Here is a 16,830-nt window from a genome sequence, read left to right on the forward strand (position 1 = left end):
CGCCGGCTTCGACATTTTGTCGGGAGAACGACATGAACGAGACCACAGATCCAAACAACCACATCCTGATCGTGGCGATCATCGCGTTCTATTGGGCTTGGGCATTACTGGGCAATTGGGGCCGACGCCAGCCGCGCCCAGGTGAAGACAAGGCCAAACGGGAAGATGCGCCGACGGGTCAACGGGCCGGCAATGTCCAAGACACTACCTCCTGCACAGCGCCCTTGGATGTGATCCGAGAAATCGACCCCGCCGCCTTCTTGGCCGGCGCCAAGGCTGCTTATGAAGTTATCGTGCTGGCCTATGCGGACAGCGATATCCAAATATTGAAACGCCACGTCGCACCGGAAGTGCTCGAGACCTTCGAGCGAGCGATAGCCGAACGTCGAGATCGGGAAGAAATGCTGGAGGTGACGTTCATCGGCACGAGCGAAGCGACAGTCGTCAGCGCTGTCGAGGAGGATGACACCGCTGAGATTGCTGTTCGCTTCGTTTCCGAGATGCTCAGCGTTACACGCTCGGCTAAGGATGCGATCGTCGCCGGCGATCCCCAGCAGATCATTGAGGTGATCGATGAGTGGACGTTCGCCAGTGACACACGGTCAAGGAAGCGCAATTGGATATTGATCGCCACGGAAGGCGGATAACGGCTTGCGTCTCTTAACCCGCCGAAGTGTGACGCTCGGCTATGTGGCCTTCGTCGCGTGCGCTTAAATCAGCGCAGGCGGGCCAGCGGCGATGACGTTTTGAAACACATCTTCGCTACAGGTGCGTTGGAGACATGTTGATGGCTTCCCTGCTAGGTCGGGTCTTCGGTTCGGCGCCGACGCCTTCACCCTGGAACGATACGAGCGCTATTCGCGAAATGTTGTTCAGCGTCGAACGACTCCAAGAGCACGCCCGCAGCCTGGCGGCCGCCCAGCAGATCAAGCAGGACAGACCGAACGGGCATTCGCTGCTGAAGCGGCTCACCGACAATGAAGCCAGCCTGATCGCTGCTTATCGCTCCATCTGCGAGGCGGTCAGTTGCGGGGCGGCTATCACTCCTGCCGCGGAGTGGTTGATCGATAATTTCCATCAAGTGGAACGGCAAATCCGACAAGTCAGGTTGGATCTGCCACCTCGTTACTATCGCCAACTCCCTACGCTCGCGGACGGCCCGTTCGCGGGCTATCCGCGTGTCTTCGGGATGGCTTGGGCATTCGTCGCCCACACGGACAGCCGGTTCGATGTCGACGCATGGTGCGACTACGTACACGCCTATCAAACCATACAGCCACTGAGGATCGGCGAACTCTGGGCATCGGCGATTACTCTTAGGATCATTCTAATAGAAAACCTCAGACGGATCGCAGCGCGTATCGTTTATAGCCGCGACAAGCGCCGCAGGGCGGATGATCTTGCYGACAGGCTTCTCGCGGTGGGCGGACATGCGGCCGAGCCTCCTAAGTCCGTCATAGCCGAGCTCGATCARGGGGCGCTCTCAGAGGCCTTCGTCCTTCAACTCGTTCATCGGCTACGCGATGAAGGTCCGTCCGTCTCGTCACTGTTCATACATCTCGACAAACGGCTAGCGGCGCAGGGGAAGACCGTAGACGCAGCTGTCAATGACGAGCAACAAAAGCAGATTTCGGCCAACGTTACCGTCCGAAACATCATCACCAGCATGCGCCGCATGTCCGATGTCGATTGGACGGAAATCTTCGAGCGCGTCGCCCTGATCGACGCTGTGTTGGCGGATGGCTGCAGCTTTGCGGAGATGGACTTCCCGACCCGCAATCTGTACCGCACGGCCGTCGAGGAACTCGCCCGCGGATCCGGCCTTAGTGAGCTGGAAATCGCTCACCGAGCGGTTCTAACCGGCGCTCAGGCCGAGCCTGAAGCCTTGGAGACAGACGAACGCCAGACCGATCCTGGCTATTATCTTTGCGCAGGCGGTCGTGTCGAGTTCGAAGCGGAAGTTGGATTTCGCCCACGACCTCGACTGTTATTCGGGCGGTTTTATCGCACGCTTGGCATTGGAGGATATATCGGTGCGGGCGCGATCGTGGCCGCCCTCCTGCTGGCGATGCCGATTGTCGTCCATGCTCAAGCCAGCCCGGGCTGGATATGGTTGGGCATACTGGGAACACTCGGGGCCATCCCAGCCCTGGACGCAGCGGTTGCGCTCGTCAACCAGGAGCTGACCCACCGTTTCGGCCCGACCCAACTGCCGGGTCTCGAACTTCGCGATGGCGTGCCCAAACGGCTTCGCACGCTCGTGGTTGTGCCGACCTTGCTGACGACTCGCGAGGTTGTTGCCGCGCAAATCGAACAGTTGGAAATCCACTATCTCGCGAGCATCGCTGGTGATGTTCAACTCGCCTTGCTGTCTGACTGGACCGACGCGGCGACCGAGACCGTCGAAGGTGACCAGGAACTCCTTCAAGTTGCCATCGATGCGATTGCGCGCCTGAACCTGCGCCATGGGCAAGCGCCTGGTGGCGATCGTTTCCTGCTGCTCCATCGCCGGCGCGTATGGAATGAGAGCCAACAAAAATGGATTGGCTGGGAGCGCAAACGCGGCAAGCTTCATGAACTGAACCAATTGTTGCGCGGTGCTTCCGATACCACTTTTCTGGGCCTTGATGGCCGGCCGCCTCAGGTTCCGGAGGGCGTGTTCTATGTCATCACACTGGACGCGGATACGAGACTTCGGCGTGATTCGATCCGGCGTATGATCGGCAAGATGGCGCACCCGCTAAACCAGCCACGCCACGACGCGGCCACCGGCCGCGTCGTGGAAGGCCATGCCGTGCTGCAGCCTCGTGTTGCCACCGCCCTGACGACGGCAGCCGAGGGATCGGTCTACCAGCGCGTGTTCTCGAGCATGAACGCGATCGACCCGTATTCAACGGCTGTAGCTGACGTCTATCAAGACTTGCTTGAGGAAGGGTCCTACGCAGGCAAAGGCATCTATGCGGTCGACGCCTTCGAATTCGCACTCAAGGGCCGTTCACCCGATTCGATCCTGCTCAGCCATGACCTCTTCGAAGGCGTATTTGCCCGCTCAGCTTTGGCCGCCGACATCGAGGTCGTCGAAGCCTACCCCGCCCGCTACGATGTTGCGTCACTTCGCTATCATCGTTGGGCGCGCGGGGACTGGCAGCTGCTGCCTTGGATATTAGGGTGGTCCAGTCTGCTGGGAGGGGGCCGCATGCACTCCGCAACCATGCCTGCCAGTGGTCGTTGGAAAATGGTCGACAATCTGCGACGCACACTTTCTCCGATCACGTGCCTGCTCGCGCTCGTGGCGGGATGGCTGCTGCCTTTCGACGCCGCGGTAATCTGGACGACCTTTGTTCTGGCAACGCTTGTGTTGCCCAGTTTCGTGCCGGCTCTGGCAGGAATAGCACCGCGTCATGCCGGTCTCAGCCAGCGCATTCATTTCAAAACCGTGGTGTCGGACTTTCGTCTCGCCCTGCTTCAATCGCTGTTGATAATCACTTTGCTGGCGCACCAGGCGTGGCTGATGGGCGACGCCATCGCCCGCACCCTTTTCCGGCTGTTTATCACCCGGCACAATCTCCTCGAATGGATCCCGGCGGCGCATGCCACAATTGGTCGCGAACCTACGACGTCCGCTTACTATCGTTGGATGGCGGGCGCGGTGCTGATCGGTGTAGCCGCGCCGATCGTAGCCTTGTTTTCCGGAAATCAGACCTGGTTCCTTGCCGTCCCGTTTGCGATCCTTTGGATCGCCTCTCCCGCAATCGCCCGGTGGGTGAGCCTGCCTTCGGTCGAAGGAGCGAAACCAGCGCCGACCGCAGCGGACACTCGCGCGTTGCGGTTGATCGCGCGACGGACTTGGCGGTTCTTCGAGACTTTCGTTGCGGCGGACGATCACAATCTTCCACCGGACAATTTCCAGGAAGACCCCGAGCCGGTCGTCGCACATCGCACATCACCGACCAATATCGGCCTTTATCTGCTGTCGACAGCGAGCGCGCATGACTTTGGTTGGCTGGGCATCACTGACACGATCGAGCGGCTGGAGGCGACGCTTTCGACGATGGGACGCCTCGCCCGCTTTCGAGGACACTTCTATAACTGGTACGACACGAGCGATCTTCGTCCGCTCGATCCGCAATATGTCTCGTCCGTCGATAGCGGCAATCTTGCTGGGCATCTCATCGCGCTCGCCAACGCAACCGAGGATTGGGGAGACCTCAGCGTGGCAGTACGTTTGAAGGGGATCGGCGATGCTCTCGACATCATGGTCGACGAGGTGAACGCCCTTCGGGACAGCCGCCGCACGGAGACCGTCACCTGGCGTCAGATCGACGACGCCCTCGCGCTCCTCGTGACTGACCTGCATCAGCCCCTTGTGGCCCCCGAAGAGATCGCCGCGCGCCTTTCCAGGCTGACGACATCCGCCGAAACCTTGGTCGACATCACTCGGGCGTTCGCCCTCGAACGGGCCGATGGTGCCAACTCAGATATACTATTTTGGGCGCAAGCCGTCCGTACCTCGATCGGCAGTCATGAGCGCGATCTGAACGGTACGACGTTGGCCGTCACTGACCTGTCTGCACGCCTCTCCGCGATCGGCGCAACGGCTCGGGAAATGGCCTTGGCGATGGAGTTCGACTTTCTGCTCGACCGCCAACGCATGTTGCTCTCCATCGGCTTTCTGGTTCCAGGGGGTGTTGCGGACGAGAGCTGTTACGATCTGCTGGCGTCTGAAGCGCGGCTTGCTAGCTACGTCGGTATCGCGAAAGGCGACCTTCCGACCCGGCACTGGTTTCGCCTCGGACACGACGTAACCCCGGTCAATGGCAGCGCCGCGCTGATCTCGTGGTCGGGCTCAATGTTTGAATATTTGATGCCGTCCATCGTCATGCGCACGCCGACCGGGAGCGTGCTGGAGCATACCAACCGCGTCATTGTCCAGCGGCAGATCGAATATGGGAAGACCCTCGGCACTCCCTGGGGTGTCTCCGAGTCCGCCTACAACGCCCGCGACCTGGAGCTAACCTATCAATACTCCAACTTTGGCGTGCCCGGTCTCGGGTTGAAGCGCGGGCTCGGCGAAAGCGCTGTTGTGGCGCCCTATGCAACCGCCCTCGCAGCGATCGTCGATCCGGTTGCTGCGGCGCGAAACTTCGAGCGGCTGATAGCCGATGGCGGGCGGGGCCGCCACGGCTTTTTCGAGGCGCTCGACTACACACCCACCCGAGTTCCGGACGGAAAAACAGTCGCGGTTGTCCGTGCCTATATGGCCCATCACCAAGGCATGACGATCACCGCCATCGCGGACGCCTTGTTGGGAGGCGCGATGCGGCGCCGATTCCACGCAGAACCCATGATGAAGGCGGCCGAACTGCTGCTACAGGAGCCTATGCCCCGGGAGGTCGCCGTGCCATCGCCTTGGGCGAGCGAGGGGACGTCTGTGGCGAATATCCGTGAATTCGATCTGCCCGAGGCCTCGCGGCGCGTCGATCCTCATGCCATGACGCCGGCAACGCACATGCTCTCCAACGGCCGCTACAGCGTCATGCTGACAGCCGCCGGCTCGGGATACAGCCGTTACGGGGCACTGGCTGTTACACGTTGGCGAGAGGACGCCACCTGCGATGATTGGGGATCCTACATCTATTTCAGGGATATCGAGAGCGATGACGTCTGGTCGGCGGGAATCGCCCCGACCGGCGTTGAGCCGGATCATTACGCGGTCACTTTCAGCGCGGATCGTGCCTCCTTCTCGCGCCGCGACGGCGAGTTGAGCACCATCCTCGAAATTGTTGTTTCAGCGGGGGACGACGCTGAGGTACGCCGTGTGACCGTCACCAATTCCGGCAGTCGCTCGCGAGACATCGAGGTCACATCTTACGCCGAGGTGGTCATGGCGCCCCCGGCCACCGATGCCGCCCATCCAGCCTTCGCCAAACTTTTCGTCCAGACCGAGTACGATACGCGTCCGGGGGCCATCCTGGCCACGCGGCGGCGGCGCTCGCCGGACGAACCTGAAATCTGGGCCGCGCATCATTCGGTGGTTGAGGGCGCGAGCGTGGGAAAGCCGGAATTTGAAACTGACAGGGGGCGCTTCCTCGGCCGAGGACGAGGCGTTCGAAACCCTGCCGCCGTGATCGACGGTCGGCTCCTGTCCGGTTCGACAGGATCGGTCCTCGATCCCATCTTCGCCCTGCGGCGTCGCGTGCGCCTCGCTCCTGGTGCGACGGTTCACATTGCATACTGGACTGTGGTCGCTGAATCACGGACGGGGGTTCTTGACCTGATCGACAAAACGCATGACATCAGCGCATTCGACCGCGCCGCGACGCTCGCCTGGACGAAGGCGCAAGTGGAACTCCATCACCTCGGGATCAATCGAGCCGATGCGACCTTGTTTCAGCGTCTGGCGGGGCATCTGCTTTACGCCACACCCGCGTTGCGTTCCTCCTCGGAGACCATCCTTCGCGGTGCAGGCGCACAACCCGGACTGTGGCCAGAAGGGATATCGGGGGATTTGCCCATTATCCTCCTGCGTATTGCAAATGCGGACGATATGCGTATCGCGCATCAACTTCTTCAGGCGATGGAGTACTGGCGCCATCAACAGCTCGCGGTAGACCTCGTCATCATCAACGAGCGCGCCTCTTCTTACATTCAAGACCTGCAAAACGCCCTCGAGGCTTTGGTGCGAACCAGTCACGGCGGACCCTCGTCGCACGTTTCGCAGGTTACGTCTGCCGGGCGTGTGTTCGTCCTCCGAGCCGATTTGATCCCAACGCAGACCGCCGCGCTGCTTGGATCGATAGCGCGGATCGTGCTCGTCGCCGAGCATGGCGGGTTAGCCGAACAGCTCAACCGCATTTCCGGTGCCGGCGACGGGATCTCGCCGGCCCGCAGCTCTCGCGCCCGGCGCCCGCTGCAACCGGTTGCGGCGCCGCGCTTGCAACTTGAATATTTCAACGGCCTCGGCGGCTTCGCCGATGATGGTAAGGAATACGTGACGGTCCTTGGCGCCGGTCAGTCGACCCCTGCGCCTTGGATTAATGTCGTCGCCAATCCTGATTTTGGTTTTCAAATGTCCGCCGAGGGATGCGGCTTCACCTGGTCGGTCAACAGCCGCGAACGCCAATTGACGCCGTGGTCAAACGATCCAGTCACCGATCGATCGGGCGAAGCGGTTTATCTGCGCGATGAGGATACGGACGAATTGTGGTCTCCGACCGCATCCCCGATCCGTGATGACGCAAGCACCTACATGGCCCGGCATGGTTGGGGATACAGCCGGTTCGAGCATGAGGCGCACGGCATCGCGTCGGAATTGCTGGTTTATGTACCCTTGACTGATGCGATCAAGATATCGCGCCTCAGACTCCGCAACACCACCAACCGCCGTCGCCGGCTGTCCGTCACGGCGTATGTCGAATGGGTACTCGGCGTCTCCCGCGCCTCATCGGCTCCGTTCGTTCTGACGGAGATTGATCCTGGATCCGGCGCGCTTTTCGCACGGAACCCATGGAGCACCGCCTTCGGGTCTCGGGTCGCCTTCCTCGACTTGGGTGGACGTCAAGCGAGTTGGACGGCCGATCGTCGAGAGTTCATTGGCCGCAACAGTGACCTTGCCGACCCGGCCGGCCTGGCAGCCGGCGTCCGCCTTTCGGGAGCGGTCGGCGCCGGCCTCGACCCTTGCGGCGTTTTGCAAACCATCATCGAGCTCGCTCCGGGAGAGGAAACCGAAATCGTCCTTTTCCTCGGCGACACCGCGGGCCCCAGAGAGGCTGCGGAACTGATCACACGGTATCGTCGGGCCGATCTCGACGTGGTGCTGAACGAGGTGCGTGCGCATTGGCAGGACATTCTCGGCGCGGTGCAGGTCAAAACGCCCGATCGGTCGATGGACATCATGCTGAACGGTTGGCTTCTCTATCAGACAATCGCATGTCGCATCTGGGCCCGGTCCGCCTTCTATCAGGCGAGTGGGGCATACGGGTTACGCGACCAGATTCAGGATGGCATGGCGCTGGCGGCAATCCGTCCCTCGCTAACACGGGAACATCTGCTTCGTGCCGCAGGTCGCCAGTTTGCGGAGGGCGACGTTCAGCATTGGTGGCTGCCGCATTCGGGCCAGGGCGTACGCACCCGGATTTCCGACGACAAGGCGTGGCTCGCTTATGCTGTCGCGCAGTACATCGAGGTCTCTGGCGACGCCGCACTCCTGGATGAACTCGTCCCTTTCCTGGAGGGGCCAAACCTGACGACTGACGAGCGCGACAATTTCTTTTCACCTGCAATCTCGGTGCGAACCGCCAGTCTTTACGAGCATTGTGCCCTGGCGCTGGATGCGAGCCTCGCGCTAGGCAACCACGGTATATCGCTGATCGGTGGCGGCGACTGGAACGATGGAATGAACCGCGTTGGTGAAGGCGGTCAGGGCGAAAGCGTCTGGCTGGCTTGGCTCATGCATACGACCCTGACCGCCTTTGCTGGGGTTGCTGATACACGCCAGGATGCGGCCCGTGCTGACGCCTGGCGCGCGCACGCCACCGCACTGGGGGAGTCGCTTGAACACCAAGCATGGGACGGCGACTGGTATCGGCGCGCCTGGTTCGACGACGGCACCGTGATTGGCTCCGCGACGAACGATGAATGCCGCATCGACTCTATCGCGCAATCCTGGGCAGTAATTTCCGGCGCCGCCGAGCCTCAGCGAGCGGCCCAAGCCATGGTTGCCGTCGAACGCGAACTGATCGACGAGGACAACAGTCTGGCGCTGTTGTTCACACCGCCTTTCAACCGAATGTCGCACGATCCGGGATACATCAAGGGCTATCCACCCGGCATCCGTGAGAATGGCGGCCAGTACACCCATGCAGCAGCGTGGTCGGTCATCGCCTTCGCCCGCCTAGGCCAAGGCGACAAAGCAGCCGGCTTGTTCGCTCAGCTCAACCCGATCAACCACGCCCGCACGCGGGCCGAACTCCGTCACTACAAGGTGGAGCCATACGTGGTTGCCGCCGACATCTATTCAGCGCCCGGTCACATAGGGCATGGCGGTTGGACCTGGTACACAGGCTCGGCCGGCTGGATRCACCGCGCCGGGCTCGAAAGCATCCTGGGCGTGCGGTTTGAGGGATCGTTTCTGCATCTCGACCCCTGTATCCCGAACAGTTGGCCAGGGTTCGAGGTCACTCTCCGTCGCCGCTCTGCCCGCATGCGAATAAAGGTAGACAACCCGAATGGCTTCTCCCGCGGGGTGGCCTCGGCACAGCTGGATGGGATACTGCTCGTTCAGCGTCCCCTCCGGGTCGAGTTGATCGACGACGGGCGCGTTCACGAACTCCTGGTTACGCTAGGCTGACGCGAGCGAGGAGCCTTCGATCGCGCAAATTCTGCATCCTGAAGCGCGATTATGGATTACATGGGATAGCGTAAAATCGCAGCCAATTCCTTGCTGTCAGGGATCTCTTCGCGCCGAACGCCCAGGATTCGAGCCCCCGAACAAAACGCGCGCCTGGCGATCTCATCGACCACGCCGTAGTTGGCAGCATCGCCCTTCGTGTTGAAAGTCACAGCACCCGTTTCCTCATCGACGAAGCCATCGACGACGGTGTCGATATCAACCAGCAAATACTCTACGCCACCAAATGTGGCCGCTCGCGCCGCGTCGGACATATCCGTGGTTGTTCGATTCTGGCTTGCGCGTTGCTCGAAACTGCGATGGAAGCTCGCGATCACGTTTTTGTAGTGGGCGTCGAGGACTGGTCTTGCCGCACTTGCCAGTTCAGCCTCACTCAAACGGTCCGGGCTTCCTGAAATGGTTTCGGGAAGTGCAGGGATGGCGCTCAGGGAACGGAACAAGGATTCCACCGGCTGGGTCGCTGCCAGAATCACCGGGATTTCCGAGTGCATGAGAACAGGTCTCAACGCGGCATCAACCTTGCGAATGTATTGCGCGAGGCGAACCTTCTGCCCCTCGGAACCCTGAATGCGCCCACTGGCGGTGCGATCGTTGATAGTTGATTTGCCAACGGCGCTGGCGGCATCCTTCGGCAGATTGGAAACCCTGATTTCGGCGGCAGGCAGATCTGAAGAGACCTCGATCAATCTCACCGCATTTTCCGAAATAGCCAAAACATGGGCGGCATGCGGAAACGTGATCGCACGCATCAGCGGCTTGAGATGGAAGCGGTCCGAAACTTCGACCATGTCGGTCAATTTGTTGGCCAGACGATAGGTTCGGATGAGGTCGGGCGTTGCGAGGATTGCCAGGCTGCGTGCCTGACGTAACCAGAACGCATCATCGACCAGGAGATGGTCGAACTGTTCCTGCAATGGCCATATGCGTCGCTTGTCGAAGCCCGCCGCTTCTAGCTGGCTGATGGCGTTCTTTACCAGATTGCCAAGATTAATCCGGCTTTTCCTGATCTCACGAGTAAGCGGCGTGGTGTGTAGATAAATCGAGACGCAAGCATCCGATCGGACCTGATTGAGATCACCGAATTCTCTAGACGTAGGCGTGTCAACGTACAGCATGCATGATTCTCCTGAAGGGCGTTCGGTTGGAAACCAGTCTCTTTGATATAGATGTTCACGTCTATTTTTAAGATCCATACGAACTGGCCGAGCATTATGCCGCACGCTCGAAAGAATTATGAAGAATTGTGGATTTATTTATCAAAATACCTGCATAGAATTTCGTGTCGAAATGTCGCAACAGGACGACTTCAGGTTGAAAGATCATATTCAAGGACTATATCGGAATAATGATCTCGTTCAGTCCTCATAGGAGGTTCCTGCTTTTCGCAGGCTCGCTACTGAACCGCTCGTAGCCCCGAGCGGGCCGACGCTCGCGTCTGCTACCGCCTCGGGGCATACTTTCTGATCCCTCACCGATCAAATGAACAGGACGGCGCTTAGTCGCCGACTGGGGAATGACTTTCGGGCAATCCAGACCGGATCCTCGGCTTGTCGAACCTCAGTAGCCGTTCGCGCCGTTCCGCCCACCTGGATGCGGCGAGCGCCAATTCCGCGCCAACAGTACTTTCGACAATGGAGAGCGACATGTCCGATCACCTGAGAACACAAGTGCAGAGCCGTATCCTGTCCGATCCAGCGCAGCAGAAAAAGCCGGGATTTCTGCATCGGCTGGTTCTTGCGCCTTTCGAGGGTAGACAGCGGCGCAAGGCGATCAATCAGCTTGAACGCTTGGACGACAGAATGCTTGCAGACATTGGCATCTTGCGCAGCGAAATTCCGCAAGTGATTGACGGGTTGAGCTCCCAATACGCCGAGACGGCGTGTCTGCGAACGCTTGTCGCGGCACCGGAATGCAGAAGCAACCCGCTACGGGAGGCAGCATGACGACCACTGACCTGTGCCAGAGACCTCATCGCCAAGCCATTTACGCGAATCGATCAACAGAGAACACCGACCTATGATCTCCTCCGCAGACTTTCCCGACCTGTTTCCCTCCATGGCCGAACCAAAGCGTCGTTTAGAGTTCCGCCGGAGGAGCGATCCGCCGTATGACGTCTGCATTGCCGTATGGGATGAGGGACAAATATTGGACAGTCCTTCGCCGCTGCCTGAAATTCCATACGCAGGTGACAGAAGGCGTGACCCGCTGGGGACGGGCATGCTTTTTTCTATCATGCCGGTGTTTGCCGCTATGTGGGCCACTGTGGCTATCCTCTCGATGTCCGGTGGGAGTTACGCGGAGCAAAGGCGTCGTGACTCAAGCGGTGACCGCTGTGCGGCCACGGAAGGGAAGCCGTAAGGCGGCCCAGAATCGTCGTGATGCCACGCGCAAATTGTCTATCGGCGCAGATCGTGTCTCGTGTTCCGAACTACATCTCATGCGACTTCGACTCACCTCGGTCGGCAAATTCGAAAGCATCCTGGAGGTGCGGTTTGAGGAAGTTGTCTCTCCATCCCTTGTATTCCGAGCAGTTGGCCAGGTTTCGAAGTCACTCTTCGTCGCCATTCTGCCCGCCTGCGAAAAAAGGGCGAAAACCTGAATGGGTTCTCCCGCCGGGTGGCTTCGGCACAGCTGGATGGGATCGTGCTCGTTCAGCGTCCGCTCTGGGTCGAGTTGACCGGCGACGGGCGCCTGGATGAACTCGTGGTTACGCTAGACTGACGCGAACGACGGATCAATGACGCCTGCCCGCAGGCTATTCGATGATGGCATCAAAGCTGCTCGGTCCCGGCCGCCACTATCAGCGATAGCCAACACACATCACATAATCGCGCAAAAGCGTCTCTTCTTGTTCCACCTCCAGCATGAGGGCCTCAAGCGCATCTCGCGCGTTGAGCACTCCGATCGGTCGAGACTCCGCATCGGTGACGGGAATGTTTTTCAGCCGGCGCTCCTTCATGATCGACCAGACGTCGTGCAACCAGTCCGTCGGCCGGCAGATGACGACATCTTCGGTCATAACCGACGATACCGCGATCTGGCAGGTTGAACCTTGGCATCGGCCGACCTGCCTTACGATGTCCGTTTTCGTAATCACGCCCTTCAACAGCCCATCGGGGCCGCAGACAACGACCAGGTCCGATGAGCCGCCAAGCAGTCGCGCTGCTTCAAGCAAGGGCGCATCATATCCAATAGTGGCAAGCCTCTTGTGGGCAATGGGCACGACTCTATCAACGAGCATTTGTTCGTCCTTTCCCCTCCATCAGCCGCCCAAGGAGATACGCAACGTGACGACAATGCCCGTTACGGCCAGCGCGAAGCAGCCCAAGCGAATCGCTATCAACACCGGAAATCTCGCTCCGGAATGAACGTAGTCCTCGATTACAACCTGAAGTCCTAGGGCCATGTGATAAAACAGCGCCACTAGCAGCAGCACCATACAGATCGTAGCGGACGGCGTCCTGAGCCAGGTGACGACACCAGCATGGTCCCTGCCAGTGAGGGTGATCACAGACGCCAGGAACCATACTGTCAGCGGGATCAGCGCAATAGCCGTCATGCGCTCGGCCCACCAATGCCCGACGCCTTTGCTGGCCGAGCCAAGCCCAGTCGCGCGGCTTAATGGTGAGCGCGTATGCCGCTTGTGCAACTTTCTACCCTGCCATGTAGGTGCTGAGCGCCCATGTTGCTCCGGTGAGCAAAAAGCTGGCTATTACCACTGCCCAGCCGGAGGCATAGATCGTGCGAAGGTGAAAACCATATCCCGCGTCCCAAAACAAATGCCGGATCCCGCCGCAGAGATGCATGAAGACGGAAAACACGCCTCCAATCATTAAGAACTGTCCGATCCAGGATCCTATGACGCTTTGAACCGTGGCGAATGCTTGCGGGCCGGTGGCGGCGGCAGAGAGCCAGATTACCAGGAACACCGCACAGGCGCTCAGGACAACGCCGGTGATGCGATTGACGATCGAGAGAACCGAGGTAAGCTGCGGTCGGTAAATCTGAATGTTGGGCGAGAGCGGCCGCCTGCGGCTGGCAATAGTCTTCACTTCTTTCCCCTCAGCCTGTCCGCTCGACAATCATTTTCTTGATCTCGGCGATTGCCTTTCCAGGATTCAGTCCCTTGGGGCAGGTGCGCGTACAGTTGAGAATCGTGTGGCATCGGTAGAGCCGGAAAGGATCCTCCAGATCATCGAGCCGCTCGCCAGTCGCCTCGTCGCGGCTGTCAATGAGCCAGCGGTAGGCATGCAGCAGCGCGGCAGGGCCGAGGAAGCGATCGCCATTCCACCAATGACTGGGGCACCCCGACGTGCAGCAGAAGCAGAGAATGCACTCATAGTAGCCGTCAAGCTCAGCTCTTTCGGCCGGAGACTGAAGGCGCTCCCGTTCCGGCGCAGGCGCCTTGGAGTGGAGCCAGGGCTCGATGAGGCTGTATTGGGCAAACATATGTGTGAGATCTGGAACCAGATCCTTGATGATCCTCAGATTGCTCAAGGGATAGATCGTCGCTGACCCGTCCGTTTCGGCTATGTATCTTGTGCAGGCCAGCCAGTTCGTACCGTCGATGTTCATCGCACACGAGCCGCACACGCCTTCCCGGCATGAGCGGCGGAACGTCAGGGTCGGGTCGACCTTGTTCTTGATCCAGATGAGGGCGTCCAGAACCATCGGGCCGCAGTCGTCGAGATCGATTTCAAAGATGTCTATGACCGGATTGTCGCCCGAGTCGGGATCGTAGCGGTAAATCTCGAATGTCTTTACACGCGCTGCGGCCGTCGTAGGCACAGGCCAGCGTTTCCCTTTTCCTATTCGAGATTCTTTACCGACGCCGAGTTTCCTAGGCAGCGGAAACCGTTTCAACACCGTCACTCGGGGGAGTTGCTCCGAGGATTCGATGAGAAAGGGGCTTCTTTTATCCTCGGTCATCCGCTTGGCCTTCGAAGTGCCCTGGGCAGAGCGCGATCGCCAAAATCGACGGCAGATCGCCGGATGATCCGTCCGGCGTCGTCGACAATGACCTGGAACCGACGATTGCCTAAAAAGAATGTCAGCCGTAAGCGCCCGGCATCTGCACCTTCTCCGCGCTCATGCCTGCTCGCTATCTTGCCTTCCCGAATGAGAGGCTGGACAACCGAAGGGTCAACACCGAGCCCCATGCCAATGATCGTGGCATCGACCTGCACTTCATCGTCTTCGAATTTGATCGTCGCCATCATCAATCACTGTGCGGCGGCCCTTCACGGGCGGCCATTTGTAGTGCGCCGATCAGTATCGGCAGGAGACAGCTGGGCGGTCCCACGTCAGACTCGAACCAGCGTCGGCTATCGCGATTCATCAGCAGTTCCAACCCATGACGCGACGGTGCCCGCTTCCCTTCTTCACTTAAGAAATCAATATCGCTCCGGGCTGCAAAAGCGGACGCCGGCGGACCGCGCCGGCAACACCGATCCGGCGAAAAGGACCCTGTTGCCTGAATGTGAACCGGCCAGCGTCTAACGGTCGGAAGTGCTCTGGAACGAAGGCCATCGCTTCGCCGCAAATGACAGAAAAGTTTGCAGTGGCGGGCAGTGCGCAACGCATTGGCCTCAAGCGACGACCGGATTCATCTATGCGACTGCGACACAACAGCAGGATTGATGACATCCTCGTTCTCCGAAGGCGATGACCTAGCCGACAATGTTGATATGGTTGTGAACCCTGACGACGCCGGGCGCTCGCCAGGCGGTTCGCTCGGCCTCCTGCTTTTCCGACCACGAGCTTACAGCTCCGGCGAGGATCACTTCGCCACCATCGGCGGTGACGCTGATCTGCTGCGCATCGACCTCGGCGCTTCGTTTGAACGCGGTTTCGATCTTGGCCTTGATCTCCACAGGTGCCACGCGCGGCTTCAGCACCACGCGATTGATGACGCCTTTGACACCGTGCAGTTTGCGCGTGGCGGATTCAGCCTGATTGCGCTGATATTGCCATTCGGCGTCGCCTTCCAGGGTAAGCCAACCATCTTTCGCGATGACCTTGAACCGCTCGTGGGAAGCGGGTAGCTCGATGGAGATCGCCTCGATTGCGGCCCGCGCGAGTTCCGGATCTGTCTTTTGATGGCTGGATGGAAGCTGAACTTCAATGTCGTTGGCAATGCCGAGGACACCTTTGACCCGCTTCGCCGCATTCTCCGCCTCGTACTTCTGCATATAGAAAGGGACGTAGCCCGTAAGCGAGACGACGCCCTTTTTGACGGTGACACCGACGTCGGTGGCATTGATGTCGGGGTCCCATTTAAGTTCGTTTTCTAAGTCTTGTTTAATATCTCTGTCGAATCGCATGTCACAGTTCCTTATAGTAGATCAACACTCGGCACCTGCACGCCTCGAGAAAGGTCGCCTTGACGCAGACGGACGGCGTTACTGCTCTCGCACCCGGCAACAGTGGCATCCGATATTGCCGATGCGCCGCTCCTAGAGCCTCGTCATTCCTTCAGAACAAGGCAAACGAAATTTATGATGAATTCAACGCAATTATCTTGCAGTCATTTTCGGTTCGAATGCCGACACGACGCGGCTCTTCCCTTTTTGATTTTCCATGTGTTTCCGATGAAGTCTTCGTGCCCGGCCGAGCGGGGTGATCGCCTCGTTCGTAAAGTGGCCTTTCGACAAAGCGGGAGGTCCGCATTGCCAGCGAGCGAGGGGCTGGAACGACAGTCGATCTCATGTTCCGGCCGGGACGACCGACAAGAGGGACAGCGCTTCAAGCAGCCAGCAATGTCGGGGGAAACGCGGATTATGCCGGTTCGGCGTTGCCATTTGAAATGGAATGCAGTCCAGCCAAGGCAGGGCCCAATACGACTTCATCAGCGTTCGCAGATTGCACCGCATAGACCGGGTAGGAAAATTGCGGCGCTTCGGGCACGAGATGAAGCTGACCAGCCTCAATATGAGGCTGGACCACGCTCATCCTGAAATAACCGGACCCGCCAGCCGAAAGAATATAATTGAGCGCAAGCGGGCCAAGATCCATCGAAAGATCTGGCGCGACATCCGGGAAATTCATCCCATGATGAAGCGTAAAATCCGGCCCCCAATCTACGTGCACGTAGTCTATGCGGTCCACCAGGCGTGCTTCAGGGTTGGTTGTCACGAGAACAAGTTTTTCGTCCATGAGCAGATCGATCTTCAGGCCGGGCCGATGCTGGGGCGCATACATGACTGCCACGTCGACGAGCCCGGATGCGACTTGATTGATCAAATCCTGCGGCACATCGACGTGTACCCGAAGTGCGATATCCGGAAGGGATCGACGCATCCATCGAACCCAGTCAAGCAGAAGAGGTTGAGCAAGACTGACTTCGCTGCCGACGGTCAGAACAGCACGACGGCCGGGCGGGACAGCAACCTGATGGAGCGTGCGCTGCCATAGCTGGACGA

General features: G+C 59.4%; 11 protein-coding genes. 3 read left to right on the forward strand and 8 right to left on the reverse strand.

The genetic code is table 11. The features are described from left to right. The first annotated feature begins 32 nt into the window (after positions 1-32). Both AC1DZP_RS30510 and AC1DZP_RS30515 read left to right on the forward strand, forming a co-directional pair. On the forward strand, positions 33-647 hold the full coding sequence (locus AC1DZP_RS30510) for a Tim44/TimA family putative adaptor protein (protein ID WP_477307547.1): 615 nt from the start codon (positions 33-35) through the stop codon (positions 645-647). Between the two features lie 140 nt (positions 648-787). Further along, on the forward strand, positions 788-9,349 hold the full coding sequence (locus AC1DZP_RS30515) for a glycoside hydrolase family 94 protein (protein WP_477307549.1): 8,562 nt from the start codon (positions 788-790) through the stop codon (positions 9,347-9,349). Between the two features lie 56 nt (positions 9,350-9,405). Here AC1DZP_RS30515 and AC1DZP_RS30520 read toward each other — a convergent pair whose 3' ends face one another. After that, positions 9,406-10,524: a baeRF11 domain-containing protein gene (locus AC1DZP_RS30520; protein WP_477307551.1), complete on the reverse strand. Its 1,119-nt coding sequence runs from the start codon at positions 10,522-10,524 to the stop codon at positions 9,406-9,408. Positions 10,525-11,052: 528 nt separating this feature from the next. Here AC1DZP_RS30520 and AC1DZP_RS30525 point away from each other — a divergent pair. Continuing rightward, on the forward strand, positions 11,053-11,352 hold the full coding sequence (locus AC1DZP_RS30525; RefSeq protein WP_137935124.1) for a DUF1127 domain-containing protein: 300 nt from the start codon (positions 11,053-11,055) through the stop codon (positions 11,350-11,352). Positions 11,353-12,209: 857 nt separating this feature from the next. On the opposite strand, the gene AC1DZP_RS30530 is transcribed toward AC1DZP_RS30525, so the two are convergent. The 7 genes from AC1DZP_RS30530 to AC1DZP_RS30560 form a co-directional block, all read right to left on the reverse strand. Further along, on the reverse strand, positions 12,210-12,650 hold the full coding sequence (locus AC1DZP_RS30530; protein ID WP_137935123.1) for a CBS domain-containing protein: 441 nt from the start codon (positions 12,648-12,650) through the stop codon (positions 12,210-12,212). 21 nt (positions 12,651-12,671) lie between these two features. After that, on the reverse strand, positions 12,672-13,058 hold the full coding sequence (sdhD, locus tag AC1DZP_RS30535; protein ID WP_137935122.1) for a succinate dehydrogenase, hydrophobic membrane anchor protein: 387 nt from the start codon (positions 13,056-13,058) through the stop codon (positions 12,672-12,674). Positions 13,059-13,062: 4 nt separating this feature from the next. Further along, positions 13,063-13,461, reverse strand: a complete 399-nt coding sequence (gene sdhC, locus AC1DZP_RS30540) for a succinate dehydrogenase, cytochrome b556 subunit (RefSeq protein WP_477307554.1) — start codon at positions 13,459-13,461, stop codon at positions 13,063-13,065. Between the two features lie 10 nt (positions 13,462-13,471). Beyond that, positions 13,472-14,272, reverse strand: coding sequence for a succinate dehydrogenase iron-sulfur subunit (locus tag AC1DZP_RS30545; RefSeq protein WP_477307567.1), 801 nt, complete (start codon positions 14,270-14,272; stop codon positions 13,472-13,474). A 62-nt stretch (positions 14,273-14,334) separates the two neighbouring features. Beyond that, positions 14,335-14,625 carry a DUF6522 family protein gene (locus AC1DZP_RS30550; RefSeq protein ID WP_477307556.1) on the reverse strand — a complete coding sequence of 97 codons (291 nt, stop codon included), beginning with the start codon at positions 14,623-14,625 and terminating at the stop codon, positions 14,335-14,337. A 453-nt stretch (positions 14,626-15,078) separates the two neighbouring features. Then, positions 15,079-15,732 (reverse strand): BON domain-containing protein, encoded by a 654-nt coding sequence (locus AC1DZP_RS30555; RefSeq protein ID WP_477307558.1) that lies wholly within the window; start codon positions 15,730-15,732, stop codon positions 15,079-15,081. 454 nt (positions 15,733-16,186) lie between these two features. Then, on the reverse strand, positions 16,187-16,830 hold a 644-nt coding region (locus AC1DZP_RS30560), incomplete at its 5' end, for a LysR substrate-binding domain-containing protein (protein WP_477307560.1).

Source organism: Mesorhizobium sp. P2_F8 (assembly GCF_056403655.1).

Bases quoted from the DNA above. Each gene is read 5' to 3' on its own strand.
- AC1DZP_RS30510 (WP_477307547.1), top strand. From the start codon at position 33: ATGAACGAGACCACAGATCCAAACAACCACATCCTGATCGTGGCGATC.
- AC1DZP_RS30525 (WP_137935124.1), top strand. From the start codon at position 11,053: ATGTCCGATCACCTGAGAACACAAGTGCAGAGCCGTATCCTGTCCGAT.
- AC1DZP_RS30530 (WP_137935123.1), bottom strand. From the start codon at position 12,650: ATGCTCGTTGATAGAGTCGTGCCCATTGCCCACAAGAGGCTTGCCACT.
- AC1DZP_RS30550 (WP_477307556.1), bottom strand. From the start codon at position 14,625: ATGGCGACGATCAAATTCGAAGACGATGAAGTGCAGGTCGATGCCACG.
- AC1DZP_RS30520 (WP_477307551.1), bottom strand. From the start codon at position 10,524: ATGCTGTACGTTGACACGCCTACGTCTAGAGAATTCGGTGATCTCAAT.
- AC1DZP_RS30555 (WP_477307558.1), bottom strand. From the start codon at position 15,732: ATGCGATTCGACAGAGATATTAAACAAGACTTAGAAAACGAACTTAAA.